General features: G+C 62.1%; 22 protein-coding genes and 3 pseudogenes. 2 read left to right on the top strand and 23 right to left on the bottom strand.

Annotated elements, in window-relative coordinates; all coding sequences use genetic code 11:
- Positions 1-123 precede the first annotated feature (123 nt).
- The 23 genes and pseudogenes from HPY65_18765 to HPY65_18655 form a co-directional block, all read right to left on the bottom strand.
- Positions 124-489 carry an RNA-binding protein gene (locus HPY65_18765; GenBank protein ID NPU86522.1) on the bottom strand — a complete coding sequence of 122 codons (366 nt, stop codon included), beginning with the start codon at positions 487-489 and terminating at the stop codon, positions 124-126.
- Between the two features lie 88 nt (positions 490-577).
- Positions 578-778, bottom strand: a complete 201-nt coding sequence (locus tag HPY65_18760) for a cold-shock protein (GenBank protein NPU86521.1) — start codon at positions 776-778, stop codon at positions 578-580.
- A gap of 293 nt (positions 779-1071) precedes the next feature.
- Positions 1072-1602 carry a hypothetical protein gene (locus tag HPY65_18755; protein NPU86520.1) on the bottom strand — a complete coding sequence of 177 codons (531 nt, stop codon included), beginning with the start codon at positions 1600-1602 and terminating at the stop codon, positions 1072-1074.
- A 32-nt stretch (positions 1603-1634) separates the two neighbouring features.
- A complete protein-coding gene (nikR, locus tag HPY65_18750) occupies positions 1635-2051 on the bottom strand; it encodes a nickel-responsive transcriptional regulator NikR (protein NPU86519.1) in 417 nt (138 codons plus the stop codon).
- Positions 2052-2324: 273 nt separating this feature from the next.
- Entirely contained in the window at positions 2325-3335 is a 1011-nt protein-coding gene (hypE, locus tag HPY65_18745; protein NPU86518.1) for a hydrogenase expression/formation protein HypE, read from the bottom strand.
- Between the two features lie 20 nt (positions 3336-3355).
- Entirely contained in the window at positions 3356-5638 is a 2283-nt protein-coding gene (gene hypF, locus HPY65_18740; protein NPU86517.1) for a carbamoyltransferase HypF, read from the bottom strand.
- Positions 5639-5682: 44 nt separating this feature from the next.
- Complete coding sequence (gene hypB / locus HPY65_18735; protein ID NPU86516.1) at positions 5683-6342, bottom strand: hydrogenase nickel incorporation protein HypB; 660 nt, start codon at positions 6340-6342, stop codon at positions 5683-5685.
- Between the two features lie 17 nt (positions 6343-6359).
- On the bottom strand, positions 6360-7451 hold the full coding sequence (gene hypD / locus HPY65_18730) for a hydrogenase formation protein HypD (GenBank protein NPU86515.1): 1092 nt from the start codon (positions 7449-7451) through the stop codon (positions 6360-6362).
- The gene (locus tag HPY65_18725) at positions 7438-7668 is read right to left on the bottom strand and encodes a HypC/HybG/HupF family hydrogenase formation chaperone (protein NPU86514.1); all 231 of its coding nucleotides are present in this window, start codon (positions 7666-7668) and stop codon (positions 7438-7440) included. The genes hypD and HPY65_18725 overlap by 14 nt, the downstream gene beginning before the upstream one ends.
- Positions 7669-7707: 39 nt before the next feature.
- The gene (hypA, locus tag HPY65_18720; GenBank protein ID NPU86513.1) at positions 7708-8058 is read right to left on the bottom strand and encodes a hydrogenase maturation nickel metallochaperone HypA; all 351 of its coding nucleotides are present in this window, start codon (positions 8056-8058) and stop codon (positions 7708-7710) included.
- On the bottom strand, positions 8051-8548 hold the full coding sequence (locus tag HPY65_18715) for a HyaD/HybD family hydrogenase maturation endopeptidase (protein ID NPU86512.1): 498 nt from the start codon (positions 8546-8548) through the stop codon (positions 8051-8053). The genes hypA and HPY65_18715 overlap by 8 nt, the downstream gene beginning before the upstream one ends.
- Before the next feature lie 106 nt (positions 8549-8654).
- Positions 8655-9323: a Ni/Fe-hydrogenase, b-type cytochrome subunit gene (gene cybH, locus HPY65_18710; GenBank protein NPU86511.1), complete on the bottom strand. Its 669-nt coding sequence runs from the start codon at positions 9321-9323 to the stop codon at positions 8655-8657.
- Between the two features lie 16 nt (positions 9324-9339).
- The gene (locus HPY65_18705; GenBank protein NPU86510.1) at positions 9340-11013 is read right to left on the bottom strand and encodes a nickel-dependent hydrogenase large subunit; all 1674 of its coding nucleotides are present in this window, start codon (positions 11011-11013) and stop codon (positions 9340-9342) included.
- 18 nt (positions 11014-11031) lie between these two features.
- Positions 11032-12165, bottom strand: a complete 1134-nt coding sequence (locus tag HPY65_18700; protein NPU86509.1) for a hydrogenase small subunit — start codon at positions 12163-12165, stop codon at positions 11032-11034.
- A 266-nt stretch (positions 12166-12431) separates the two neighbouring features.
- The gene (locus HPY65_18695; GenBank protein NPU86508.1) at positions 12432-12770 is read right to left on the bottom strand and encodes a LysR family transcriptional regulator; all 339 of its coding nucleotides are present in this window, start codon (positions 12768-12770) and stop codon (positions 12432-12434) included.
- Complete coding sequence (locus HPY65_18690) at positions 12767-13351, bottom strand: tRNA CCA-pyrophosphorylase (GenBank protein ID NPU86507.1); 585 nt, start codon at positions 13349-13351, stop codon at positions 12767-12769. Before HPY65_18690 ends, HPY65_18695 begins: the two co-directional genes overlap by 4 nt.
- Before the next feature lie 48 nt (positions 13352-13399).
- Positions 13400-14116: an ATP-binding cassette domain-containing protein gene (locus HPY65_18685; protein NPU86506.1), complete on the bottom strand. Its 717-nt coding sequence runs from the start codon at positions 14114-14116 to the stop codon at positions 13400-13402.
- A pseudogene (gene modB / locus HPY65_18680) lies at positions 14113-14772 on the bottom strand (molybdate ABC transporter permease subunit). The gene HPY65_18685 and the pseudogene modB overlap by 4 nt, the downstream one beginning before the upstream one ends.
- The gene (gene modA / locus HPY65_18675; GenBank protein ID NPU86505.1) at positions 14773-15546 is read right to left on the bottom strand and encodes a molybdate ABC transporter substrate-binding protein; all 774 of its coding nucleotides are present in this window, start codon (positions 15544-15546) and stop codon (positions 14773-14775) included. It lies immediately after the preceding pseudogene.
- 215 nt (positions 15547-15761) lie between these two features.
- Positions 15762-16423: pseudogene (locus HPY65_18670) on the bottom strand (formate dehydrogenase subunit gamma).
- Positions 16424-16441: 18 nt separating this feature from the next.
- Positions 16442-17092, bottom strand: a pseudogene (locus HPY65_18665) (4Fe-4S dicluster domain-containing protein).
- 11 nt (positions 17093-17103) lie between these two features.
- A complete protein-coding gene (fdnG, locus tag HPY65_18660) occupies positions 17104-20172 on the bottom strand; it encodes a formate dehydrogenase-N subunit alpha (protein NPU86504.1) in 3069 nt (1022 codons plus the stop codon).
- A 157-nt stretch (positions 20173-20329) separates the two neighbouring features.
- Complete coding sequence (locus HPY65_18655) at positions 20330-21214, bottom strand: formate dehydrogenase accessory protein FdhE (GenBank protein ID NPU86503.1); 885 nt, start codon at positions 21212-21214, stop codon at positions 20330-20332.
- 383 nt (positions 21215-21597) lie between these two features.
- On the opposite strand from HPY65_18655, the gene fdnG (HPY65_18650) reads away from it, so the two are divergent.
- Together fdnG (HPY65_18650) and HPY65_18645 are read left to right on the top strand one after the other, a co-directional pair.
- Positions 21598-24693, top strand: a complete 3096-nt coding sequence (gene fdnG / locus HPY65_18650) for a formate dehydrogenase-N subunit alpha (GenBank protein ID NPU86502.1) — start codon at positions 21598-21600, stop codon at positions 24691-24693.
- Between the two features lie 6 nt (positions 24694-24699).
- Positions 24700-25344: 4Fe-4S dicluster domain-containing protein (locus HPY65_18645; GenBank protein NPU86501.1), on the top strand; the 645-nt coding region annotated here is incomplete at its 3' end.

Raw genomic sequence — 25344 nt, 5'->3', positions numbered from 1 at the left:
ACCTTTCGCCGCCGGGACAACCCGGATCGGGGGCGGGGCCGATTGAAGGATGCAAAAAAGGCGGCCCTGGGGCCGCCTTTTCTTGTCCGGTTACACCGGAAAATGGGACTGTTGTGCGCGGAATCAATACCGGCCGCGTCCGCCACCGCCACCGCCACCCCGGTAACCGCCACCGCCGCCGCCGGGCCGTCCGCCGCCGCCTCGATAGCCGCCGCCTCCCGGTCTCCCTCCGCCTTCGTCCTTCCGCGGTTTGGCCTCGCTGACGGTCAGCGTTTTACCGTCGAGCTGGCCGCCGTTGAAGCGGGCGATGGCTTCCTTGGCCTCCTCGGGGGTCTCCATCTCCACAAAACCGAAGCCCTTCGAGTAGCCTGTGTACCGATCCTTGATGATCGTGATGGAGACGATTTTCCCAACCTCGCCGAAGTTGGACTTCAGGTCGTCTTCCGTGACGTTCTGCGTCAGGTTTCCTACATACAGTTTTTTGCTCATGCGATTTCCCCTTTCGTGGGTACCCGCCCTGCAACGAAAAAGAGGCGCTCCTTCGAAAACGGGGATGCGCCTCTCCCGAAATCGGTCATTACAGGGCTTTGACGTTGGCCGCCGCGAGGCCCTTGCGGCCCTTCTCAATGTCGAACGAGACCCGCTGTCCCTCCTGCAGGGTCTTGAATCCGCTGTCCTGGATGGCGCTGAAGTGAACGAAAATGTCTTCCCCCTCGTCCGTCTGGATGAATCCGAAGCCTTTCTTCTCGTTGAACCACTTCACCTTTCCTTCTGGCATGGTCTGACTTCCTCCTTTCCCGGATTTGTCAAAGTCGGATAGTGACCGCGGCAGAAAGAAAAACCGCCAAGACCCTTGGGGTCCGCGGCGGTCTACCTTGCACCTCAACACTGTCTGTACCCAACTTGATCTGCGAAAGAGACGGAACCCCCTCGGGATGTTCCAAACATTTTGGATGCTACTCGCTTCCAGAAGAAAAAGCAAGCCGTTTGCCGGATTATGGCGACTCTCCCGTTGTTTGCGGGTGTCCGGTCGGCGCAGGGAGGACGCTTCGCCGGGAGCCGGGCGTTGCGTTACTGCTGCCGGCTATTCACGGCGCCTTCTACGGTTCCGCTGTCCTGGCCCGTGCTGTCAGGCGGAGGCTGGGAGGACCGGAAGGGTTCCGAAGGCGCGGATGTCCCGGACGCCGCCTGGGGAGCGGGCGATGATCCCGCTGTCGAAGTGCTGCCTCCGGAGGTTCGGGAAGCGCCGGATGCGTCCGCGGCCGTTGCGGCTGTCTTTGGCGGGGCGCCGGTCGCGGCTTGGCTGGCATCAGGCGGCCGGCTGACGGGGGCGGCGCCGGGGACCGGTGCGAGGGTGGCGTTCCCACCGGCGGTTTCGGAGGCGGGAGCCGGGTCCTGGAGACGGGTGGTCTTCACCCGCCGCTGTTTCTTCGGGGTTTCCTCCGGGGGCATGTTGGAGATGTGCAGAACGCCGTCTTCGTCGGTCCACTGGTAGTAGTCGGCGCCGGCGGCAACGGCCGGCCACAGCGCCAGCAGGACAATCGCCGGGGCCAGAAGGACGGCGAAATGACGCATGATTCTCATGAATTGTTTCGGATTCATGGCTTCACCTCTTCTCGTTTCGTTGCCTCCCGTCACCGGACGTCCTTACCGGCGCTGGACATGGAGAGGGAACAGTGGCGAACGCCCCGGATGGCCTTCAGACGGTCCGTCAGGTCCTGGATGCTCCCCGCTTTCCCGCGTACGGCGACGATCTCCAGGCAGTTGTCGTGATCCAGGTGGACGTGCTGGGTAGAGATGATGAGCCCCTGATAATCGTGCTGGATGTCGGTGATGCGGTTCAGCAGGTCCCGCTGATGATGGTCGAAGAGGAACGTGACGGCTCCGGCCACTTCGAGGTCTTCCGCCCATGTCTTCTTTACCAGCTCCTGACGGATGAGGTCTCGCAGGGCCTCGGAACGGTTGGTGTAACGCCGCTCCCGGATCAGGTTGTCAAACTTGTCGAGGAGACTCTTTTCAAGGGAAACTCCGAAGCGGACCAGTTCGGACATAGCGGGACCCTCCCACGTTGTTTTGCATCGTTGTATCAGGCAAAAGCCTTTCATGTCAATGTGATATGGGGTACCGCCGGAGGCCCGGCATCGGGAAGAGGCTCCGATCAACAAAGCGGCTGTGATGCATCAACAATGGAAGCGGGGTCCCTCCGGCCGGGGACGTCTTGCCGGGAGACGCGGGAAATGGCGATCCTTCCGGCCGACTCGCCGCATTTCTTTTCCGGCTCCACGGGTGGGACGGCCGGATGCAAGAAGAACGATGCCGTCTCTTCAGCAGATTCTGGGGACCAACTCCCCCGTGGGAAGGTCGACGACCCGGGAGCCGCCCACGGCGGTACGGAGGATCAGCCGTCCCTTTCGAGTCTCCCCGACGGCCCCGATGACCGCCGCATCCCGGCCCAGGGGGTGTCCTTTCATGGCCGTGAGAACGCGCTCCGCCTCTTCCACCGGGCAGAATAGGGCCATCTTCCCCTCGTTCGCCAGGAAGAGCGGGTCCAGTCCGAGGATTTCGCACACGCCGCGGACCTCTTCGCGGATCGGCAGGCTCTGTTCTTCGATCGTGATTTCCAGGCCGGACTGGCCGGCAATCTCCGCCAGAATGGCCCCCAGCCCCCCGCGCGTGGCATCGCGCATGCAATGGACCCGGGGGCTGGCGTCGAGGGCCGCCGCGACGAGTCCGTTCAGGGACGCCGAGTCGGACAGGATCGCTGTGCGGAGCCCCAGGTCCCGGCGGGCGCTCAAGACCGCGGCTCCGTGGTCGCCGAGAAACCCGCTCAGGATCACGGTGTCTCCCGGGGCGATGCTTTGGACCGAAAGGGGTGCGGGATAGCGGACGACGCCGATCCCGGAAGTGTTGATGAAGATCCCGTCGGCGGCACCCCGGGGGACGACCTTGGTGTCTCCGGTGACGACCCGGACCCCGGCCTTTTCGGCGGCTTCCGCCATGGAGCGGACGATCCGGTCCAGGTCCGCCAGGGGGAAACCCTCCTCCAGGATATAGGCGGCGCTCAGGAACAGGGGCGTTGCGCCGCAGACGGCCAGGTCGTTCACGGTGCCGTGGACGGCAAGGGAGCCGATGTCGCCGCCGGGAAAGAAGGGTGGCTGGACCACGTAAGAGTCGGTCGTCAGGCAGATCTTCGCTCCGTCGATTTCGGCAATGGCGCTGTCCTCCAGCTTTTCCAGCCAGGGGTTCCGGAAGAGGGGAACGAACCGTTCGGCGATCAGTTCGTGCGACAGCAGGCCGCCCCCGCCGTGCTCCAGCAGGATCCGGTCGTTGCTCATGTTTCGTGCCTCCGTGATGTTTATTTCTGCTCTGCTTCGTTCAGGGCCTGTGCGGCGGCAATGACGGCCTGGCCGAGGGCGATCCCGCCGTCGTTGGCCGGCGCCAGGCGGTGTCGCAGGACCTCGATACCGGCCCCTTCCAGGGATGCCGTGCATTCCTCCAGAAGCCGGCGGTTCTGGAAGCACCCGCCGCTCAGGGCCGCCGTATTCAGTCCGGTTGTTTCACGGATGCGCCCGGCCAGGGCCGTAAAGGACACGGCCAGGGTGCTGTGAAACGCCGCCGCCAGCGCCGCCGGGCTTACTCCCCGGGAAAGAAGGTCCACCAGTTCCCGGACCGCCGGGAAGAGATCCAGGACGAACGCACCGTTTTCTTCTCCCACGGCAAAGGCCAGAAGCCGCCCTTTTTCCTGCCCGGCCAAGGCCTCCAGCTCCATCGCCGCCTGACCCTCGAAGCTGACCCGACGGCGGGGCCCCAGAAGGGCCGAAACGCCGTCGAAGACCCTCCCGAGACTGGTCGTCCTGATGCCGGCCAGGCCGCTGTCCATGATCCGCTCCAGCAGTTCCGGTGATGTGTCTTCCGGCAGGATGCCGGCCCGCCGGGCCGCCTCGGGCCAGGAGGAACCGAAGGCCTCCCTCATCAGGCTGGCGGCGGTGCGCCAGGGCTCCCGGATCGCCTTTTCGCCCCCGGGCAGGGAGAAGGGCTTCAGGTGCCCGGCGCGGGTGAAGTCCGTTTCCGTGGCCACCAGGAACTCGCCTCCCCAGGCCTGGCCGTCGGCGCCGTATCCCGTACCGTCCATGGCGAGGCCGATCACCGGGCCATCGGCGCGGTTTTCCGCCAGGCAGCTCACGATGTGGGCGTGATGGTGCTGGACCCGGTAGACCTGCCGGTCCGCGAGGCCGGCGGCAATGCGGGACGTGTAGTATCCGGGATGGAGATCGCAGGCGATCCGAACCGGGTCGCATTCGGTGATCCGTTGGACGAGGGCGATGCTCTCCTCGTGAAAATCCCTCGCCTGGGGCGTTTCCAGGTCGCCGATGTGAGGGCTCAGAAAGGCGGCGTCTTCCCGGATGATGCAGACGGTGGCCTTGACCTGGGGGCCCAGGGCCAGGACGGGGGGGTATCTCCTCCGGAGCGCTACGGCCCGGGGAGCGTAACCCCGGGCGCGCCGCATAATGGCGGGGCCGCCGGCGGCGACCATTGCGATGGAGTCGTCGCACCGGACCAGGATGTCCCGGTCGTGGACGAGGAAGAAATCGGCGATTCCCCGGAGTCGCGCCAGGGCCTCCCGGTTGCCGATGCAGATGGGTTCGTCGGTCTGGTTGCCGCTCGTCATGACGAGGGCAGGGAAGGCCCCCTTCAGGAGCAGGTGCTGAAGGGGTGTGGAGGGGAGCATGATCCCCAGGGTGGCCATGCCCGGCGCCACCGACGGTGCCAGGGGGATGCCCGGGCGTTTCGGGACCAGGACGATGGGCCGCTCGGGGGAGGTGAGAAGCTTTTCCTCCTCCGGCCTCAGGTCCGCCAGGCGGCGGGCCGCCATGAGGTCCCGGACGAGGATCGCCAGGGGCTTCTCCTCGCGGTATTTTCTCAGCCGGAGCCGGGCGACGGCCTCCTCGTTTTCCCCGTCGACGCCCAGGTGAAATCCTCCCAATCCCTTCACGGCCAAGATGCGGCCGTCCTTCAGAAGGTCGATGGCCCGCTCGATCTCGTTCCCGGAGGCAACGGGATTCCCTTCGCCGTCCAGGAGCCGGAGAGCCGGCCCGCAGGCGGCGCAGGCGTTGGGCTCCGCGTGGAACCGGCGATCGAGCGGGTCCTCGTATTCCCGGCGGCAGGAGGGGCAGAGGGGAAAACAGGCCATGGAGGTGTTTTCCCGGTCATAGGGGATGTCCCTGATGATGGTCAGCCGCGGGCCGCAGTCGGTGCAGTTGATGAAGGGGTAGCGGTATCGGCGGTCCCGGGGGTCGTCCAGCTCCGCCAGGCATGCTGGGCAGGGGGCCACGTCCGGGGACAGGCGGACGTCCGCCTTCCCGGCGTCCGCGCTGGGGGCGATCCGGAAGTCGCCGTCCATCCGGAGGGGCACTTCGGCGGACGAAACGGAAGTGACGTCCGCCAGCGGGGGCAGGGCCTCGAGAACGTCCGCGCCGAACCGGCGGACCGCCTCCGGGCGACCCTCCACCTCGACGATCACCCCGTCGGTGCGGTTCTGGACGAACCCCACCAGGGACCGCTCCCGTGCCAGCCGGTAGATGAAGGGACGAAACCCCACGCCCTGGACGATGCCGGCGAAATGCCAGGCGAGACGCATCGCTGCGGGCGCCCGGGCGGCGCTCCGGCCGGACAGCGGAATGCTTATTCCGCCCGCCGGCTTTCCATCCGCTTGGTGAGCCACGCGATCCACCCCTCCAGACCTTCCCCGGTCTTGCAGGACACCTCGAAGATCTCGATCCCGGGATTGAGGGCCCGGGCGTCCCGGCGGGCCTTGGCGAGGTCGAAATCGACGTACGGGAGGAGATCGATCTTGTTGATGAGCAGAACGGACGCCTCCTGGAACATCAGGGGATACTTGGCCGGTTTGTCGGCGCCCTCGGGGACGCTCAGGATCATGACCTTGTCGTTTTCCCCGATCCGGAACTCCGCCGGACAGACGAGGTTGCCCACGTTTTCCACGATCAGGAGGTCCGTCTCGTCGAGGTTCAGGTCCGCCAGGGCCTCCCGGACCATGTTGCCGTCCAGGTGGCATCCCCCGCCGGTGTTGATCTGCACCGCCGGGATGCCCAGGGCGGCCACGCGGTCGGCGTCGAAGGTGTCCTGGATGTCCCCCTCGATCACGGCGATTCGGGCCCGCTCCCGCAGGGCCATGATGGTCCGCTCCACCAGGGATGTCTTGCCGGCCCCGGGGGAACTCATCAGGTTCATGACGTAAAGGTTTTTCTCGTCGAAAAGCGCCCGGTTTCCATTGGCGATCCGGTCGTTGGCGTCGAGGACGTTCTGGACGACTCTGACTTTCATGAAATTCCTCCCGTTGCTCAGGAATATTTGAAGTGCGCCGCGCAGGTCCCCTCGGAGGAGACCATGCAGGGACCCACGGGCTGCGAGGGCGTGCAGACGCGGCGGAACAGGGGACAGTCCTCGGGGGAGAGGACACCCCGGAGGATCTCTCCGCAGGAGCACCCCTTGATCTCTTCCGCCGGCATTTCGGGGACGGGATGACGGGATCGGACATCCCAGGTCCCGAATTCCTCCCGGAATGCGAGGCCGCTGCCGGGGATCGTTCCCAGGCCGCGCCACTCGGCGTCGGACTGGCGGAACACCCGCTCCAGGATCTCCCTGGCCCGGGCGTTTCCCTCCGTCTTGAGCCCCCGGGTGTACTGGATCTCCACGTCGAATGTCCCCTCTGCGATCTGCCGGAGAAGCATCAGGACGCCCTCCAGGATGTCCGCCGGCTCGAAGCCGGTAATGACCGCCGCCCGGCCCGATGCGGGGATCCGCTCATAGGCGGCCGTTCCCGTGATGGTGCTGACGTGGCCCGGGCAGAGAAACCCGTCGATGTGGAGGGACGGGTCGTCCAGGAGGGCCTGAAGGACCGGCGGGACGACCTTGTGGACGGAGAAGACGGTCAGGTTGGTCAGACCGCGCTTCCGGGCCGCCAGGATCGCGGAGGCCACCGTAGGCGAGGTCGTTTCGAAGCCGATGCCCATGAAGACGATGTCCTTTGAAGGATCGGCTTCCGCCATGGCGAGGCAGTCCGCCGCGGAGGACACCACCCGGACGTCGGCACCGTCGGCCCGCAGCGTCTGGAGGCTGCGACCGCCCGAGCCGGGGACCCGCAGCATGTCTCCGAAAGTGGCGAAGGTCACGTTCTCCCGGCCGGCGAGGTAGAGGGCCGTGTCCACGTCGCAGGCGGATGTGACGCAGACGGGGCAGCCGGGACCCGAGATCAGACGCAGGTTCCCGGGCAGAAGGGCCTTCAGGCCGTGACGGGCAATGGCCTGGGTGTGAGTCCCGCAGACCTCCATCAGGGTGACGGTCCGGTCCGCAAGCGAACCCGCCGTCTCCCCGATCCGGGTGAGAAGCCCTCGGATCAGCGAGGGGTCCCGGTATTCGTCAATATATTTCATGGTCGATCAGTTCTTTCAGGAAGGCCAGCTTTTCCACGGCCAGGGCCTCGTCAATCCGGTGAATGGCATAGCCGGCGTGGGAGATGACGTAATCCCCCGGCCGGACCGGTTCGTCCACGATGTCGAGGCAGACCTCCCGCGTCGTGCCGCCGATCTCGATGACAGCGAAATTGTCCTCGTCGATGGAAAGAATCTTCCCGGGAAAGCCGATGCACATGGGTTTTTTACTCCTGACAGACTGCGGAATGGGGTTTTTTCAACAACCGTCCACTTCCATTTCGATCAGTTTCATCTCCTCCGTCCCCCCCGTAAGCAGCACTTCGACACCGCCGCAGGCGGGACAGTCGCCCGTAAAGGAAGGCGGCGACAGCTCCTTTTCGCAGCCCAGGCAGTAGATGGTCACCGGACGGATGTCAAACCGGAGAACGGCCCCCTCGGCCCTGGTTCCCCGCGACTGTACGGAGAAGGCGAACTCGAGGGCCTGCGGATCGATGCAGGACAGGCGACCGAAGGACAGGAGCAGGCTGTTCACCTTTTCGAAAGGGGTCTTTCGCGCCTGTTCCTCCAGGATCTCCAGAAGCGACTGGACGAGGGACAACTCATGCATCGTGCACCGGTTCCGTCCGGATGCCCAGGGCCTCCAGCTCCATCAGCAGAAGCCGTTCCATCACCGGCAGGCGCTCCGTCATTTCCTCCGTCATCTCCAGCCCCATGTCCCGCCATTCCCGGGGGACGATGCACAGAAAGACGATTTCCGGCAGATCGCCCATCATTTCGGCCTTGCACAGGACATCGGAGAAGCTGACTTCATGGGCCGTCGTCGGGGGCGGCAGATACCGGGACATCTCCTCGTGGGTGAACCGGTATATCGATCCCGGTGGATCCGGCAGCTTGATTGTGTCGATGACGATCATCCGCTCGCAACGGTCAAAAAGGCCCAGGAGGACATACCCCAGGGTTCCTCCGTCGATGGCCTCCACTTCTTCGGGCAGACGGTGGCGCTCCAGGAACCAGCGGAGAAAGTGAACCCCGAAGCCTTCATCCTTCGTGATGATATTGCCCAGGCCCAGAATGATGAGTTTCTTCTTTTCCGTCATGGGAAACTGATCTCTATAAGAAAAAGGGGAAGCAGTCAAACGCCTCCCCCTTTCCCAGAACGTTTTCACGATCCGGCGGGTATGTTGCCGCCGCTTTACATTCCGATCAGTGGCCGCCCTTCCGGAAGACCACGCCGCTGATCATGGAGGACACGGTGCCCTGCTTGAAGATCACGTCGTACCAGAAGGCCATGTAGACGTGAACGATGATGAACAGCACGAAGGCCCAGGTCAGGACGTGGTGGATGTATCGAACGGTGGCCAGCCCCCCCAGGATGATCTCGAAGGGCTTGAGGACCGGGTAGACCAGGGCCGTCCAGCCGGCATGGTACCCCGCCCCCATGAGAATCAGACCCGTCAGGCAAATGAGGAACACCATGAACAGGAGCCCGCCGTAGGCCAGGGACTGGAGAGGTCCGTAAAGGTACTTGTGGTCCGGCGGCTCCTTCGAGACCAGAAGGTAGAACTTGATCTGCTTGACCGTATTGTTGATATCCGTCCAGGCGAAGAAGTCCTTCCAGTCGGCATGGAAACGGGAGAAAACGGCCAGGTACAGACGCCAGACGAACAGGAACAGGAGCAGCACGCCAAAGAAGACGTGGAAACCGCGCGTGTTGCCCATGAAGAATTTGTTGACCGTTTCGCCCTGGGTCAGGGTGAAGGGGAAAGCGATGTAGAATCCCGTCACGATGAGGGCGAAGATGGAGAAGGCCATGATCCAGTGGTTGTAACGGATGGCCACGGACCATTCCTTTTTCGGGACGATGTTTTCCATGGCAGACTCCTTTCTCCTATGCCACCCGGTACTTGCGGATCTCGTTGGTCTGCGGGTCGATGATGTGAACGGCGCAGGCCATGCACGGATCGAAGGAGTGGATCGTCCGGATGATCTCCAGAGGCTCGTCGGCCTTGGCCAGTTTCAACCCGATCAGGGATTCCTCGTAGGGGCCTCGCCGCCCGCCCTTGTCGCGGGGCGAGCAGTTCCAGGTGGAAGGAACGATGGCCTGGTAATTGGCGATCACCTTGTCCTCGATCCGGATCCAGTGTCCCAGGGCGCCCCGGGGCGGCTCCGTCATGCCGCGGCCCTCGCCTTTCTTGGGAACGTCGCACTTGGTCCAGGTGCGGGTGTCGCCGGCCTTGACGTTCTTGATCAATTCGTTCACCCAACCCTCGATGTGGTCGGCGACGTATTTCGTCTCGATGGCCCGGGCGGCCGTCCGGCCGAGGGTCGAGAAGAGAACCGTCACCGGAAGACCCGCCGCTTTCAGGGTCCCGTCGATGAGATTCTTGAGCTCCGTGTGTCCCTGCGCGTAGGCCACGACGAGTCGCGCCAGGGGGCCTACCTCGTAGGGGAGGCCGTCGTAACGCGGGGCCTTGCACCAGGAGTACTTTTCGTTCCCCTTCAGGTGTCCTTCCTTGTCGTAGCCCGTGTATTCGGGATACGTCCAGCCCTTGTAGGGATGGAGGGGCCCCTTGTCCTGGTACCAGGCGTGGCTGACTTCCTCGGTGATCTTTTCCTCGTCCAGGGTCATCGGATGCGCCACGTCGGCGGCCTTCACGAGCCCCCGGGGGAAGAGAAGGCTCGTCCAGCCGTCGTCCAGGGGGAATCCGCCGTAGGCCAGGTAGTTCTTGACGCCGCCGCCGAGTCCCTGGAGGCCTTCTTCCTTGTAGTAGGTCGCCGCCAGGAGAACGTCGGGGATGTAGGCGTTCTCGATGAAGTTCTTCATCTCCCTGAGCCGGAACAGGTACTCGCCGAGGCGTGAGGCGTCCAGGGCGTCCATGACCGAGGAGATGCCGCCCACGACCAGGCTCTGGGGATGGGGGTTCTTGCCTCCGAAGATGGCCGTCATGGTGGCGCCGATCTTGGAGACCTGCAGGGCGTCCAGGTAATGGGACGTGATGATCAGGTTGGCCTCCGGGGGCAGCTTGTAGGACGGATTTCCCCAGTAGGCGTTGGCGAAGGGCCCCAGGCGTCCCGACTGGACGAACTTCGTCAGGCGCTGCTGCACCGCCTTGTAGTGGGTTTCGGAGCAGTTATAGGGATTCGCGCAGTAGGACCGGGCCATCTCCACGGCCTTCTTCGGATCCGCCTTCAGGGCACTGGTGATGTCCACCCAGTCGAGCCCGTGGAGGTGGTAGAAGTGCATGACGTGGTCGTAGAGATACTGGGCGCCGCTGATGAGGTTCCGGACGAGCCGGGCGTTTGCCGGCGGCCTGACCTTGAAGGCGTCCTCGCAGGCGAGGATGCTGGCTTCGTAGTGGACGTACGTGCAGACACCGCAGAAACGCTGGGTGATGAGGCCGGCGTCCCGGGGATCGCGTCCCTTCAGGATCGTTTCAAATCCACGCCACAGGGTGATGCTGCTCCAGGCGTCCCTGACGGTGTTCGTGGCGTCCAGCTCGACTTCAATTCTCAGGTGCCCCTCGATACGGGTAATGGGATCGATGATCATTCGCTTGGCCATAAGAATTCCTCCCGGTGCCTATTCCTTGTTTGCGGTGTCTTTGTCGTCCCGGTGGACCCAGGCCGTTGCCCCGGCATGGGCCGCGATGCCGGCGACGGTTGCCACCGTCAGCCCCATGGCGATGTGGTCCACCGTCGCTTCGCCGCCGCCGATGGTTGCATCCTGGATCGGCTTTTCCAACGGAGCCATCGTGTCCCAGAAATTCGGCTCCGTGCAGCCGATGCAGCCGTGGCCGGCCATGATGGGCCAGGAGATCGCATCGTTGAACCGGATCCGGCCGCAGTTGGCGAAGGTATAGGGGCCCTTGCATCCTACTTTGTAGAGGCACCAGCCCTTCTTGGCGCCGTCGTCGCCCCACTCCTCGACGTATTCGCCCGCGTCGTAGTGGGGACGGCGCTCGCAGTAGTCGTGGATGCGCTTGCCGTAGGCCCAGACAGGCCGTCCGAGGCCGTCCAGAGCCGGCAGTCCGCCAAACATCAGATAGTGGAGGATCGTGCCGACGAAGTTGTTCGGATTGGGGGGGCAGCCGGCAATGTTCACCGTCTCGATTCCCAGGGCCCGCCCGACGCTGGCCGCATCGGTCGGATTCGGCTTCGCGGCCTGGATGTTGCCGAAGGCGGAGCAGCTGCCGATGCAGATCGTCATGGCCGCCTTGGAGGTCACTTCCTTGGCCAGCTGGAGACCCGTTTTGCCTTTCGGCCCCAGGGTCAGATATTTGCCGCCCATCGCCAGCGGGATGGCCCCCTCCACGACGCAGACGAACTTACCGGGAAAATCATGGAGGGCCTTCTCGAGGCACTGCTCGGCCTGGTCGCCTGCGGCGGCCATCAGGGTCTCATGATATTCCAGGGAAATGGTGTCGAGAAGGATGTCGTCGATGTTGGGATAGGAGGTTCGAAGAAGGGCTTCGCTGCAGCCTGTGCACTCGGCCATGTGGAGCCAGACGACGGGGACCCGGCTGAATTGCTCCGCCGCCCGGGCCACCATGGGCTTGAAGATGGGCGGGAGCATCAGGGCGCCTGTCATGATCGACGTCCACTTGAGAAAATCCCGCCGGCTGACGCCGCGGTCCTTCAGGACATCCTGAAAGTCCTCCACCGGCGGCGGCAGTTCGCTGTCCATCTGATCCAGATGGAGCTTGCAGCGGTCCATGAGTTCGCGGTACTGCTTCCGCACCACTCGACCGTATTGTGCGCTTTTCTGGTGTGCCATACTTCCCCCTTTCAGCATGTATCGGAATATCCGCCCCGGAACGGGGTCTGGAAAGATTCCCGGCGATCTCGCTATGTCTTGGATAGCATATATGCCGCCGATGGCATTATGCCAGGCGTGGCATAATGTCAAGGAGAAGTTGCCAAAAAGGGTGTAATATTACCTCTGTTGAATTCGTGCTACGAGGATGGGGTTGGACGAGATTCCTATTTCTTTACATAACGCTGCTTGTCGAACCACTCTTCCGTTGCGCGGATGCAGGCGTTGATTCGAGCTTCCAGTTCCTCGAACTGTTTCAGAAGGTGCTTCGCCTCCTCCGTCAGGTGGCCGCCCTTTTCATGAGATCCTTTTTCGATCAGGGAAATTCCCAGCCTCTGTTCCGACGCCCGCACCCGGCCCCAGGCGGCCCGATAGGACATCCCGAGCTTCTTCGCCGCCGCATTCAGACTGCCGCAGGCCTCCACGGCCCGGAACAGCTCCTGGCGGCCGTGGCCGAAGATGACCTTGCCGTCGCTTTCCAGCCAGATCTTGTGACGGATCTTCATGATGTCGGTCCTCCTTTCCGGGTGTAGGGGGATCGGCCCTGGCAGGCCAGGCAGGAAGCACCGTCCCGGAGAGGGTATGCCTCCCCGCAGGACGGGCAGACAGCCGTCGGCCCCAGGCGTCGCTTCTCGAGAAATTCTGGTTTTACAAAGACGCGCTGCAGACTCAGGATCGAGGTCGCGGCCTCCCGGATCTCGTTGAGAAGCGCCTCCGAGTCCTGTTCCCTTTTGGGGACCCGCTTGAAATACCAGGAATCGATCTGGGGCCACGCCTTGAGTTTCTCCGTGTCCATGTACACCCGGACACCTTCCCCGGTACTCTTTTCGTACATGGTGAGGGCGAAGCGACCGGTGTCGAAAATCTTCATCCAGCCGTTGCCGATGGTGCAGGGCGTGAGGATCTGCACGGCGTCGGGGAGGCAGACCCGGGTCTCGCACAGGGCGTCGTAGAACTCCCCCTCCGGGAGGTTCTGCTGCGCCATGTCGACCATGAATCCACCGATGATCAGGCCCGGGGCCATGCTTCCGTGGAAAGACTTGATCAGGTGAAGGTATTCCTCGATTGAATAGGTTCCGATTTGCATTTCATCTCCTTGTTGACGCAGTGCAGATTTCAAATCCGGACTGCATCCCTATAAAGCCAGCGACAGCTTCGGCTCCCGCACGGCTTTTGACAGAAGTTCACGGGAACCGGATGAATGGGTGATTCCTTCCAGCCAGTCGCGGTCGATCTTCCCGTTGACGATGGGCAGAATGACATCCGCCATGTACAGGGCCTCGGTGACGTCATGGGTCACGTACAGGACGGAGAGCCTGCGCTCCTCCTTGATTTTTTTCAGCTCTTCCCTGAGTTTGTGACGCGTGACCACGTCTAGGGCGGAGAAGGGCTCGTCAAGGAGAAGGAGACGGGGGCGGGTCGCCATGGCCTGGCAGATGGCGCACCGCTGCTTCTCGCCTCCCGAAACCTGGTGGGGCTTGCGGTCCCGCATCGGATTCAGGCCGAAGAAGCGGAACAGTCCCTCGACCTCCTGACGGTCTCTCGCCGCAAAGGCGGCGTTGCCGAACAGCGACAGGTGCGGAAAGAGCGTATAATCCTGAAAGACGTATCCCAGCCGGCGCTTCTGGGGAGAGAGATGGATTCCCCTTGCCTGATCGAAAAACGTCTCTCCGTTGAAGAGAATCGTCCCGTCGTCGGGCCGCTCCAGTCCAGCCACCATGCGGATGATCGTGGTCTTGCCCGCCCCGGAGGGGCCGATCAGGGCCAGGGTCGATCCTTCCGGACAGGAGAAGGCAACGTCGATCTCCAGTTTCCCCAGCCGCTTCGAAATTTGGACGTGCAATCCTTTCATGACGCCTCCCTTCGGGTCAGCCTGTTCACGAGCAGAAGGAAGAAGTAGCTGACGGGGAGGAAGGCCAGGGACAGAAGCCAGGCCTTTTCGTATTGAAACGACTCGACGGCCTCGTAGATGGCGATGGAGGCGACCCGCGTTTCCCCGGGGATGCTGCCCCCCACCATGAGGATCACGCCGAATGCACCGAGACTGTGCAGAAAGACCAGGATTGCCGCCGCGGCGATGCCGTTCTTGCTGTTGGGCAGGACGACCCGGAAGAACGTGGCCAGCGGGGAGAGTCCGAGGACGTAGGCGCTCTCCCGGAGCCGGGGGTCGAGTTTCTCGAAGGCGGCCTTGATGGGCTGGATCGCGAAGGGCAGGCTGTAGGTGGCGCAGGCCACCACGATTCCCGTGAACGTGAAGAGCAGAGAACCGCCGAAGAGGTTATCCCACAGAGAGCCGACGGCTCCCCGGGGGCTCAGGAGTCAAAGCAGGTAGAACCCGATGACCGTGGGGGGCAGGGCGATTGGCAGGTTAATCAGGGCATCGACGAAGGTTTTGCCCGGCCAGGTAAAGCAGGCGAGGATATAGGCCAGGGGAGAGGCGATCACGATCAGGACCAGCGTCGTGATCAAGGCCAGCTTCGCCGAGAGGTAAAGGGGAAGAAGCTCCATCTACCGGTATCCGAATTTTTTCTTTATCGCTTCTGCTGCCGGTGACTGGAGGTATCGGAGCAACCGGTCTGTTCCGGCGCGGTTCGTCGAGCGGTTCAGGAGGCAGGCCCCCTGCAGGATCGGCGGCGCCTCGGCGATGTCGTAATGACAGCCGTCGGTCTTGGATGCCCGCACGGAGGAAAGGGCGCAGAAGCCGACATCCGCCCCACCCGAGGCGGTGTACTGGAAGACCTGGGCGATCGATTGTCCGATGACCCATTTCTTGTCCGGACTGTTCCAGAGACCGGTGCTGCGCAGGGCCGCTTCCGCTGCGGCTCCGTAGGGCGCCACTACGGGGTTCGCGATGGCGACCTTCTGAACATCCTTTCTCTTCATGACCTCGCGCCAGTTCGCGGCGCCGCAGAATTTCTTTCCTTCAGTCCACAGGACGATGCTGCCCCTGGCATACACAAAAGGCTTCCCGGCGAGTTGCTTTTTGTACAGGTCGGCAGGCCGTGTCTCGTCGGCGGATAGAAAGAGGTCATACGGGGCGCCGTTCGTGATCTGGTGATAGAGGCTTCCCGAGGAGGAGAAAACGCCTTCCACGGGGATGCCCGTTTCGCGGGTGAAGGACTCGGCAATCTCCCGGAAGGGATTCTGAAAATTCGCCGCCACGGCCGCGCGCAGGGGCTCCGCGGAGTAAAGCGGTGATGGCGCCGAGATCATGCCCAGCAGGGCAAAGAGGGTGAACAGGGCAAACAGCAGGCGGGATTTCAGCGGGGTGGACGGAATCATGTTTTGATCTCCTTTGTCACGAGAGCTGGAACATCAGGTATATCAATATAAAGATGACAATATATGGCATTTATAACATAGGTGTCTGGTAGATACAATATGAATAATGACAAGAGACTAGCTTCAGAAAAAGCATGCCCCTCGCAGGAAAAGGGGGCGGATTTACGATCCGCCCCCTCACTCTCTTCATGTTGTCGAACGGCAGACGACGGGACTCAGTGGCCGCCGCCGGGCTTCTCCTCCCCGGAAACCACCAGCTTGCCCTCGTGCTCCATCTCCTTGAGCCACTTCGGGTGCTGCTTCATCAGCCACGCCCGCGTCACCCACCCCGTCGTATCGCCGGCAGCGATCCGGGGGAACCAACCGTCCCCAGGTACAGGTGCACGAAAAAGAACGCGAAGATCGTCACGAAACCCAGCGCGTGCAGCACGAACATCCACCGCACCAGCCCGGACGGGAAGCTCAGCGGGAACCACATGATGAGCCCCGTCACGAACATCAGGACGCCGCACCCCGCCACCGCCAGGAAGAACGCCTTCTGACCCGGGTTGTACTTCCCGACTTCGGGAACCTTGTCCACGTGCCACAGGTACCCGCCGCCGCACATCATCCAGTCCAGGTCCTCCGGCATCGTGAACACCCCCGCCTCCTTCCACCACATCCCGATGGCGAAGGCCAGGGACGCACCGAACCAGATCCCCGTGAAGTTGTGAATGTACTTCAAGGACCGGAGACCTCCGAAGATCTCCCCGATCCAGTTGAGGGAGTGGAACATCATCCCCAGTCCCGACACGCACAGGAGCAGGCACGAAAGCGCCAGGCTCCAGTGTACGATTCTCTCAAAGGCGTCCGTCGCCTGAATCAGTCCCTTTTTCATTATTCGCCTCCTCCTTGCCGGGACCGCCGGCTTTTCCGGCAGTTCGTCGTAGATCGCCGGTTTTTCCTGCAGGATGTAAATGACGTGGGTCCCGTCGACGAACTTGTCGCCGTAGACGTTGGCGTCCCCCCCAAGTTCCGCAGCCCGCTTGTAGGCCGCTTTGATCATGGCGTTCTTGTCGCCGATCTGGAGGGCCCCCGTCGGGCAGGACAGGATGCAGGCGGGTTTCTGGTCGGCCTTCAGCCGGGTGTAGCATAGATCGCACTTGGTAATGCGGTCCGTCGCCGGATTCCACCGCGGAATGTCGAAGGGGCAGGCGGCGATGCACTCCTTGCAGCCGATGCACTTCTCCGAGTTGACGCCCACGGTTCCGTATTCCGTGCGGAACAGGGCGCCGCTGGGGCAGACCGTCATGCAGGCCGCGTCGGTGCAATGCATGCAGCCGTCCTTGCGGAACAGCCACTTGAAGTTTCCCTTGCCGTCCTCATACTCCTGGAACCGGATGAGGGTCCAGGTATTCCACTGGAGATCCTCAGGATTCTGGTAACTGCCCCGGTTCTTCGTCCGGAAGGACGGCATCTCGTTCCACTGCTTGCAGGCCACCTGGCAGCCCCGACAGGCCGTGCATCGACTGGTATCGATCATTTTGACGATTTCAATCCCTTTCATGGCCTATCTCCTTATAGCTTCGCGACGTTGACCATGAACGCCTTGTACTCGGGGCAGAAGGTGTTCGGGCAACCGACGGTGGGGGTCAGGAAGTTCGTGCTGTCTCCGCCGTCCTTGGGGAACAGCCACCCGTAGTTGAAGGGCAGGCCCACCTGGTGGACCTCCTTCCCTTCCACCTGGAACGGCCGGAAACGCTTGGTCACCATGGCCACGCACTCCACGTGTCCGCGGATCGACGACACCCGGACCCGCTCTCCGTTCCGGATGCCCTTCTGCTTGGCCAGCTTATCGCCGATCTCGACGTAGAGCTCCGGCTGCATCTCCAGGAGCCAGAGCTGCCAGCGCGTCAGTGCGCCGGAGCACCAGTGCTCCGTGCAGGAGTAGGTCGTGCAGACGTAGGGGAATTTCTCGTCCGCGTTGGCGTACTTGTCCATGTCGCTCTTGAAGATATAGACGGCCGGGTTGATGAGCTGGCTCGACAGGGGGTTCTTCTTGAGTGGCCCTTCCAGGGGTTCGTAATGCTCGGAGAAGGGTCCCTCGGCCATGCCGGGTCCGAAGATGGCGCCCAGGCCGTCCTGTTTCATGATGAAGGGGTACTTCCCCTTCTCCTTGTTTGCCATGGGCGGCCAGGGGCCGTCCGGGACGTCGCCGACCCACTTCTCCCCCGTCCAGGCCAGGATCTTGCGCTTCGGGTTGTAGGGGTTGCCGTTGACGTCGCAGGAGGCGCGGTTGTAAAGAATGCGCCGGTTGACAGGCCAGGCGAAGGACCAGTTCGGATAGAGGCCGAGACCCGTCGGGTCGTCCTTGCCCCGCTTGGCCATCTTGTTCTCGCCGTCGGCGGAGAAACTGCCGGCCATGATCCAGTTGCCGCCGGAGGTCGATCCGTCGGCCTTGAGCATCCCGAAGGTCGGGACCAGCTGGCCCTTCTTGAAGACGGTGCTGGTCTTCTTTTCCTTGTCCTCGATGACGGTGTCCCGGAGGAAGTAGCCGTTGATCTGCTTCGAGATCTTCAGGGCGTCGTACCGCCCCTGGCGGTCCGTGTAATCCCATTTCAGACCCAGGATCGGCTCGGGGAACTTGCCGCCTTCCTTCCTGTAGAGAGCCCGGACGGCATCCATCATCTTGATCCAGATCTCGCCGACGGGAATGGCGTCCTCCGGCGGCTCCGCGGCCTTGTACTTCCACTGGACCCAGCGGCCGCTGTTGCTCTGGCTGCCCTCCTTCTCCATGGTGGCGGAGGCGGGGAGGAGGAAGCATTCCGTCTTGACCTGCTTCGGATCGACGCCGGGGCCCTTCCAGAAGGAGCAGGTCTCGTTGTCGAAGATGTTGGCGCTCACCAGCCAGTCGAGCTTCTCCAGGGCCTTGCGGACCTTGGCCGTATTCGGGGAACTGACCGCCGGGTCCGTCCCGACGGAGAAGAGGCCTTTCACCTTCCCCTCGTACATTTTGTCGAAGAGGTGCATGAGGGAGTAGGCATGACCGTCGTCGAGCTTCGGCAGCCAGGAGTAGCAGAACCCGTTTTCCTTCGTCGCTCTTTCGTCATAGTAGGATTTGAGCAGGCTGACGAAGAAGTTCGGGTAGTTCTGGTAGTAATTGGCCGACTGGGGATCGCTGGATTTGGGGGTGCACTTGTCCAGGTACTTCTCCAGGGTGGTCAGGGATGCCACGGGCATCTTCAGGTAGCCCGGAAGATTGCCGTAGAGAATGCAGTGATCGGTGGATCCCTGGACGTTGGGCTCTCCCCGGAGGGCGTTGATGCCGCCGCCGGCGATTCCCATGTTGCCCAGAAGGAGCTGGATGATGGACATGGTCCGGATGATCTGGCTCCCCGTCGTGTGATGGGTCCAGCCGAGGGCGTAGCATTCCGTCCCGGCCTTGTCCTTCACGCCGGTGGCGCTGTACTCCCCGTACACCTTCAGCAGGTTTTCCTTTGTCACGCCGGTGATGCTGGAGACCTTCTCCAGGGTATAGCGGGAGTAGTGCTTCTTCAGCAGCTGATAGACGCAGCGGGGATCCTGGAGGGTCATGTCCCGCTTCGGGATGCCCCGGCCGTCCTTCTCGAAGACCCACGTATCCTTGTTGTACTTCCGCTTTTCCGCATCGTATCCGGAGAAGAGGCCGTCCTTGAAATTGAAACTCGGGCTGACGAGAAAGGATGCGTTGGTGTAGTTGGCGACGTATTCTTTGAAGTCTTTGTTGTTGCTCAGGATATAGTGGATCATTCCCCCCAGGAAGGCGATGTCCGTTCCGGACCGCAGCGGAACGTGGTAATCGCAGCGGGCGGATGTCCTGGTGTAGCGGGGATCGACGTGGATGATCCGGGCTCCGTTCTGCTCCTTGGCCCGCAGGATCCACTTGAACGCGATGGGGTGGTGCTCGGCGGCGTTGCTCCCCATGATGAGGATGACGTCGCTGTTCTTCAGGTCGATATAGTGGTTCGTCATGGAACCACGGCCGAACGACTCTCCCAGAGCCGCAACGGATGGACTGTGTCAGACCCGGGCCTGGTGATCGATGTACACCAGGCCTAATGCCCTTGCCGCCACGCTCATGAGCCAGCACTCCTCGTTGTCCACGTTGGAGCTGCCCAGGTGGCCGATGGTCTCGCAGCGATTGACGACTTCCCCCTTGGCGTTTTTCAGAACGAATTCCTTGTCACGAGTGTCCTTTACCAGGCGGGCGATCCTTTCCATTGCCCAGTCCCAGTCCTTCTCTTCCCACTTGTCGCTCATGGGCGCACGGTAAAGAACCTTGCGAAGGCGGTACTTGTTTGCCTCCGTCAGGTCGAAGAAGCCCGCTCCCTTGGCACAGAGGGAACCTTCACTGATGGGGTGTTCCGGATCTCCTTCGATATTGAAGATTTTGCCGGTCTTCCGGTCGACGCTGCAGATGAGGCCGCAGCCGACGGAGCAGTAACAGCAGGTCGTGATTACCTGCTTCGCCGTCCGGACGCGGTTCATCTTGTTCAGCTCGTCCGCATACGCTTTCGCAGGAGCCAGGTCGAGGCCCAGGGACGACAGGGCGATCCCCGAGCCGACGGCTCCCGAAAGGGTAAGGAACCTTCTGCGAGTAATTTTCATAATGCCTCCCGTTGCCTATGTCATGATTGGCATATGCCAGCATTGGCACCGATAGGGCGTTTTGCTCGTTTTGTCAATGTGTTACATAAAGCATAGAGGGTGGCGCAGGCTGGAAGGTGGGAAAGAGAAGTGTGTGGTTTTCCGGCCCGGAGGGTTTCTATTCGAGCCGGAACCAGCTGGAGGGATCGAGGGGGAGGTAGCCCTTCCGCTGCATGATCAGGTCCAGGTGGATCAGGCTCAGGGACGCCACGTCCAGGTCGGGGTCATTCAGGTCGCTGATGCGGTAAAGTGTCACCAGGTATCGCTTGCATTCCTCACAGGTGAAGGCGGACTCGACGGTTTTCCCCTCCAGGAAGAAATAGTTCATTTCCTTGGGGGATTCGTGTTCGCAATAGGGACAGCGGATCCGGTTGAAGCGCCACTCCCGGCCGCAATGAAGGCAGTGGAGCCAGCGCTGGGTGATCTTGTCGTGGATTCTTGCGATGCCGGCGAAGGATCCGCAGAAGGGGCAGTATCCCTTGTCCCATTCGGCGTCCCGGAGGACCGGGGCGGCATCCGTCGAACGCAATTCCAGGATGGTTCGCGCGGCGGATGTCAGGATCAGTTTGGTCACGCCGGCGGGAACGTCCCGGACGCAGTCCCACGAAGAGGGAAGCGTTTCGTCCGGCGACGGATAGGAATGGAAATAGTCGTGGAAGGGCACGGCCCCGGAGGTGACGCAGGCCTCCCAGGCATCCAGGCCTGCCCGAAGCTGCGGGAATCCCTGCCGGGCGGCGGCGATGGTGGGGAGGATGACTTCCTTCCAGGGATCTTCCGGGAAAAACAGAGGAATCTGACGGATTACGGGGACGCCGGCCTTCAGCCTGCCCCGGTCGATGCCGGCAGGGTCGATCCCTTTCCATTGGAGGGTGTCGAGGAGGCGATGCCTTTCGATCATCAGCGGGCCGAAGGCCTCCAGGACCGTCCGGCTATGGGGGTTTTTCTCCGCGGCGTCGCGGAGGTTCATCTCCAGTTTCTCGATCACTTTATCCCGATCGTTCATCTCCATCTTTTCCAGTCCTTTTCCGGGGTCGGTGGGGTTGTGTTTCCCGGCCAGAAATTCATGAGTGCGAGAGCAGTTATGCCGAATCCGGCATAATGTCAAGGTCCGATTATCTCTGCGGTTTCATGCTATGTCAAATATGACATATATATTCGTAATTACTGATAAAAATATTGACACCAAAGAGGAGAAAATATATAGGGGATCGGCAATTTCAGACCCTCAGACCATCCAGGAACATCAAGCAGACGGTTTCGGTTTTTCTGGAGGAAACTCCGTGGAAGAGGGAAGACCTGCCCCGCTGCAACCGCTTACTCACTCCCTGGGGAGGGGATGGGCAAGCCGATGGATAGAATCCGCAATCATAGAGAAAGGAGCGCTTTATGGAAGTCACCAGAAGAGGTTTCTTGAAGCTCTCCAGCGCCGTGGCGGCCGCGGGCGGACTTGGGATCAGTCTCAAGCCCGTATCGGCCTATGCCCAGCCGCTGAAGATCCAGTATGCCAAAGAAACCACCACCATCTGCCCATACTGCTCGGTGGGCTGCAGCATCATTGTTTCCGTTCGCAGAGGCGTGGTGGTCAACACGGAGGGCGATCCCGACAGCCCCATCAACCGCGGGTCCCTGTGCAGCAAGGGCGGATCCATCTACCAGATGTCCGTCAACGAGAACCGCCTCGGCAAGCCTCTTTACCGGGCTCCTTTCGCAACGGAATGGAAAGAGGTGGACTGGGAGTGGGCCCTTGAGAAGATCGCCCACAACGTCAAGGAGAGCCGGGACAAGAGCTTTAAAATCAAGAACGACAAGGGCGAGACGGTGAACCGCACGGAGGGGATCGCTTCCGTCGGCAGCGCCGCCATGGACCTTGAAGAGTGCTTCACATACCAAAAATTCCTGAGGGGGTTGGGTCTGGTGTACATTGAACACCAGGCCCGGATCTGACACAGCCCAACTGTACCGGCTCTGGCAGAGTCGTTCGGGCGTGGCGCAATGACGAATCACTGGATCGATTTCAAAAACAGTGATGTCCTCCTCATCATGGGCAGCAACCCTGCCTCCAACCATCCCGTCTCCTTCAAGTGGATCCAGGCGGCGGTTGACAAGGGCGCGAAGGTGATCTGCGTGGACCCGCGGTTTACGCAGTCGGCGGCGAAGTCCCACCTTTACGCTCCCCTCCGCTCCGGGACGGACATCGCCTTCCTGGGCGGGATGATCAAGTACATCCTCGACAACAGCCTCTACTTCGAGGAGTACGTCAAGCATTACACCAACGCCTCCTTCCTGGTGAACCCGGCCTTCAAACTCCCGGGCGACAACAAGGGTGTGTTCTCGGGTCTGGAGGGCGCGAAGTACAACAAGGACACCTGGTCCTACCAGACGGAAGCCGGCGGGCGGATCAAGAAGGACATGAGCCTCAAGGATCCGAACTGCGTCTTCCAGCTCCTGAAGAAGCAGTACTCCCGCTACACGCCGGAGATCGTCTCGAAGATCACGGGAACGCCGCAGGATAAGCTTCTGGAAGTCTACAAGCTTTATGCCTCGACGGGCAAGCCGGACAAGGCGGGTGTCGAACTCTACGCCATGGGTTGGACCCAGCATACCGTCGGTGTCCAGAACATCCGCTCAATGTGCATCATCCAGCTTCTCCTTGGCAACATGGGGATCGCCGGCGGCGGCGTAGCGGCCATGCGCGGCGAGTCGAACGTCCAGGGCTCCACGGACCACGGCCTGCTCTTCCACATCTGGCCGGGCTACCTGGGAACCCCGACGGCCTCCCTGCCGACCCTGAAGGCCTTCAACGAGAAGCGGACCCCCACCACGAAAGAGCCCGACAGCCTCAACTGGTGGAAGAACTTCCCGAAGTACTCCGCAAGCTTCCTGCGGTCCACATTCGGCAAGAACGTATCCCTCGAAGAGGCCTATGAGCTGATGCCCAAGCTGGACGACGGGGCCAACTACTCCTGGCTCATGATCTTCGACCAGATGTACAAAGGCAAGTTCACCGGTTTCTTCGCCTGGGGCATGAACCCCGCCTGCAGCGGGGCCCACTCCAACAAAGTCCGGCAGGCCTTGGGCAAGCTGGACTGGATGGTGAACGTCAACCTCTTCGACAACGAGACGGGCTCCTTCTGGCGCGGCCCCGGCATGGATCCGACGAAGATCAAGACGGAGGTCTTCATGCTGCCCTGCGCCTCCTCGATCGAGAAGGAAGGAAGCCTTGCCAACAGCGGCCGGCTCCAGCAGTGGCGCTATAAGGCCGTCAATCCTCCCGGCGTGGCCCTGCCCGACGGGGACATTATGAGCGAGATCTACTTCAAAGTGAAGGATCTCTACGAGAAGAACGGCGGACCTCTGAAGGAAGCGATCACGAAGCTCTCCTGGCCCTACGGCAAGTTCGTAGGCTCCCACTACCATTATGATCCTCACGCGGTGGCCAAGGAGATCAACGGCTTCTTCCTGGAGGACAAGAAGGTCGAGAATCCGACGAAAAAAGGCGAATTCAAGGAATTCAAGAAGGGCGACCCCGTTCCGACCTTCGCCTGGCTCCAGGACGACGGCTCCACCTCCTCGGGCTGCTGGATCTACTGCGGCTCCTACCCGGGGACGAACATGGCGGCCCGGCGCGGCCAGAAAGACCCCACCGGAATCGGCCTTTACCCCGAGTGGGCCTGGTCCTGGCCGGTCAACCGCCGGATCATCTACAACGGCGCCTCCGTGGATCCCAGCGGCATGCCCTGGAATCCCAAGAAGCCGGTCATTACGTGGAACGGCGAGAAGTGGGTGGGCGACGTGCCGGACGGCGCCGGCAACCCCGGTTCCGGGCGGCCCCCCTTCATCATGAAGCCCGACGGCGTGGCCAGCCTCTACGGCCCCGGCTTGGCCGACGGCCCCTTCCCGGAGCACTACGAGCCCCTCGAGTGCCCCGTGGAGAAGAACCTGATGTCACCCCAGAAGAACAACCCCGTCATCAAGCGGTTCGACAAGACCGGCGTCGGATCCGACATGGATCTTTACTCGAACGTCGCCAGTTGCGATCCGAAATATCCATTCATCTGCTCGACCTACCGGATCAGCGAGCACTGGCAGACGGGCGTCCTGACCCGCTGGTGTCCATGGCTGGCGGAAATGCAGCCCGGCATGTGGTGCGAGATCGGACAGGAACTGGCGAAGGAGAAGGGGATCGCGAACGGCGAGAAGGTCATCGTCGAGTCCGCCCGCGGCAAGGTGGAGTGCACGGCCATCGTGACGCCCCGCTTCAAGCCGTTCAATATTGACGGCAACACGATCCACGAGGTGGGCATTCCCTGGCATTTCGGCTGGATTACGACGAAAGACCGAAAATATTCCAAGGACGACAAGAAGCCCGAGGTATTCACTGAAGGGGATGCGGCCAACCTCCTGACGCCAACAATCGGAGACGCCAACACCATGATCCCCGAGAGCAAGGCCTTCATGGTCAACGTCAGGAAAAGGGGGTGAGAGACCATGGCCGAATACATTAAAGTAATAGACGTTTCGAAGTGTACGGGCTGCCGGGGCTGCCAGCTGGCCTGCAAGCAGTGGAACCAGATGCCGGCGAGGCAGACGAAAAACAACGGCACCTACCAGAATCCCCCGGACCTGCAGTGGAACACCTGGACCCTCATCCGGTTCCAGGAAGTGGCCGACAAAGACGGCCTCAAGTGGCTGTTCCGGAAGGACGGCTGCATGCACTGCACCGACGCGGCCTGTGTGAAGGTCTGTCCCAGCGGCGCCCTTTACCACACGGAGTACGGCACGGTGGGCCTGAACCAGGACAAGTGCATCGGCTGCAAGGAGTGCATCGCCGCCTGTCCCTTCGACATTCCGCGGTGGAACCGGGCGACGGACCGCATTTACAAGTGCGACCTGTGCCTCTCCCGGATCCAGGCGGACCTCAATCCGGCCTGCGTGAAAGCATGCCCGACGGGAGCGCTCACGTTCGGCGAGAAGAAGGCCATGACCAAGGCGGCCTACAAGCGGGCGGAGGAACTGGGCGAAAAGGCCTCGGTCTACGGCGACAAGTTTGTCGACGGGACCCACGTGCTCTATGTGCTGCCGGAGAAGGTGGATGTGTACGAGAAGCTGCCGAAGAAGCCGAGCGTCCCGGCG

This window comes from Syntrophaceae bacterium (assembly GCA_013177825.1).
In the GTDB taxonomy this organism is placed as follows: domain Bacteria; phylum Desulfobacterota; class Syntrophia; order Syntrophales; family PHBD01; genus PHBD01.
Note: the sequence above shows the minus strand (reverse complement) of the source record. Positions and strands in the feature narration are given on the sequence as shown.

Excerpts from the sequence above, each read along its gene's own strand:
- HPY65_18765 (NPU86522.1), bottom strand. The coding sequence starts at position 489 with ATGAGCAAAAAACTGTATGTAGGAAACCTGACGCAGAACGTCACGGAA.
- hypB (NPU86516.1), bottom strand. The coding sequence starts at position 6,342 with ATGAAAGTCAGAGTCGTCCAGAACGTCCTCGACGCCAACGACCGGATC.
- HPY65_18725 (NPU86514.1), bottom strand. The coding sequence starts at position 7,668 with ATGTGCATCGGCTTTCCCGGGAAGATTCTTTCCATCGACGAGGACAAT.
- HPY65_18715 (NPU86512.1), bottom strand. The coding sequence starts at position 8,548 with ATGACGGAAAAGAAGAAACTCATCATTCTGGGCCTGGGCAATATCATC.
- nikR (NPU86519.1), bottom strand. The coding sequence starts at position 2,051 with ATGTCCGAACTGGTCCGCTTCGGAGTTTCCCTTGAAAAGAGTCTCCTC.
- HPY65_18695 (NPU86508.1), bottom strand. The coding sequence starts at position 12,770 with ATGAAGATCCGTCACAAGATCTGGCTGGAAAGCGACGGCAAGGTCATC.
- cybH (NPU86511.1), bottom strand. The coding sequence starts at position 9,323 with ATGGAAAACATCGTCCCGAAAAAGGAATGGTCCGTGGCCATCCGTTAC.
- HPY65_18685 (NPU86506.1), bottom strand. The coding sequence starts at position 14,116 with ATGAAAGGATTGCACGTCCAAATTTCGAAGCGGCTGGGGAAACTGGAG.
- HPY65_18760 (NPU86521.1), bottom strand. The coding sequence starts at position 778 with ATGCCAGAAGGAAAGGTGAAGTGGTTCAACGAGAAGAAAGGCTTCGGA.
- HPY65_18705 (NPU86510.1), bottom strand. The coding sequence starts at position 11,013 with ATGGCCAAGCGAATGATCATCGATCCCATTACCCGTATCGAGGGGCAC.
- hypA (NPU86513.1), bottom strand. The coding sequence starts at position 8,058 with ATGCATGAGTTGTCCCTCGTCCAGTCGCTTCTGGAGATCCTGGAGGAA.
- modA (NPU86505.1), bottom strand. The coding sequence starts at position 15,546 with ATGATTCCGTCCACCCCGCTGAAATCCCGCCTGCTGTTTGCCCTGTTC.
- HPY65_18755 (NPU86520.1), bottom strand. The coding sequence starts at position 1,602 with ATGAATCCGAAACAATTCATGAGAATCATGCGTCATTTCGCCGTCCTT.
- hypE (NPU86518.1), bottom strand. The coding sequence starts at position 3,335 with ATGAGCAACGACCGGATCCTGCTGGAGCACGGCGGGGGCGGCCTGCTG.
- HPY65_18655 (NPU86503.1), bottom strand. The coding sequence starts at position 21,214 with ATGAACGATCGGGATAAAGTGATCGAGAAACTGGAGATGAACCTCCGC.
- HPY65_18690 (NPU86507.1), bottom strand. The coding sequence starts at position 13,351 with ATGCAAATCGGAACCTATTCAATCGAGGAATACCTTCACCTGATCAAG.
- HPY65_18700 (NPU86509.1), bottom strand. The coding sequence starts at position 12,165 with ATGGACCGCTGCAAGCTCCATCTGGATCAGATGGACAGCGAACTGCCG.
- hypD (NPU86515.1), bottom strand. The coding sequence starts at position 7,451 with ATGAAATATATTGACGAATACCGGGACCCCTCGCTGATCCGAGGGCTT.
- hypF (NPU86517.1), bottom strand. The coding sequence starts at position 5,638 with ATGCGTCTCGCCTGGCATTTCGCCGGCATCGTCCAGGGCGTGGGGTTT.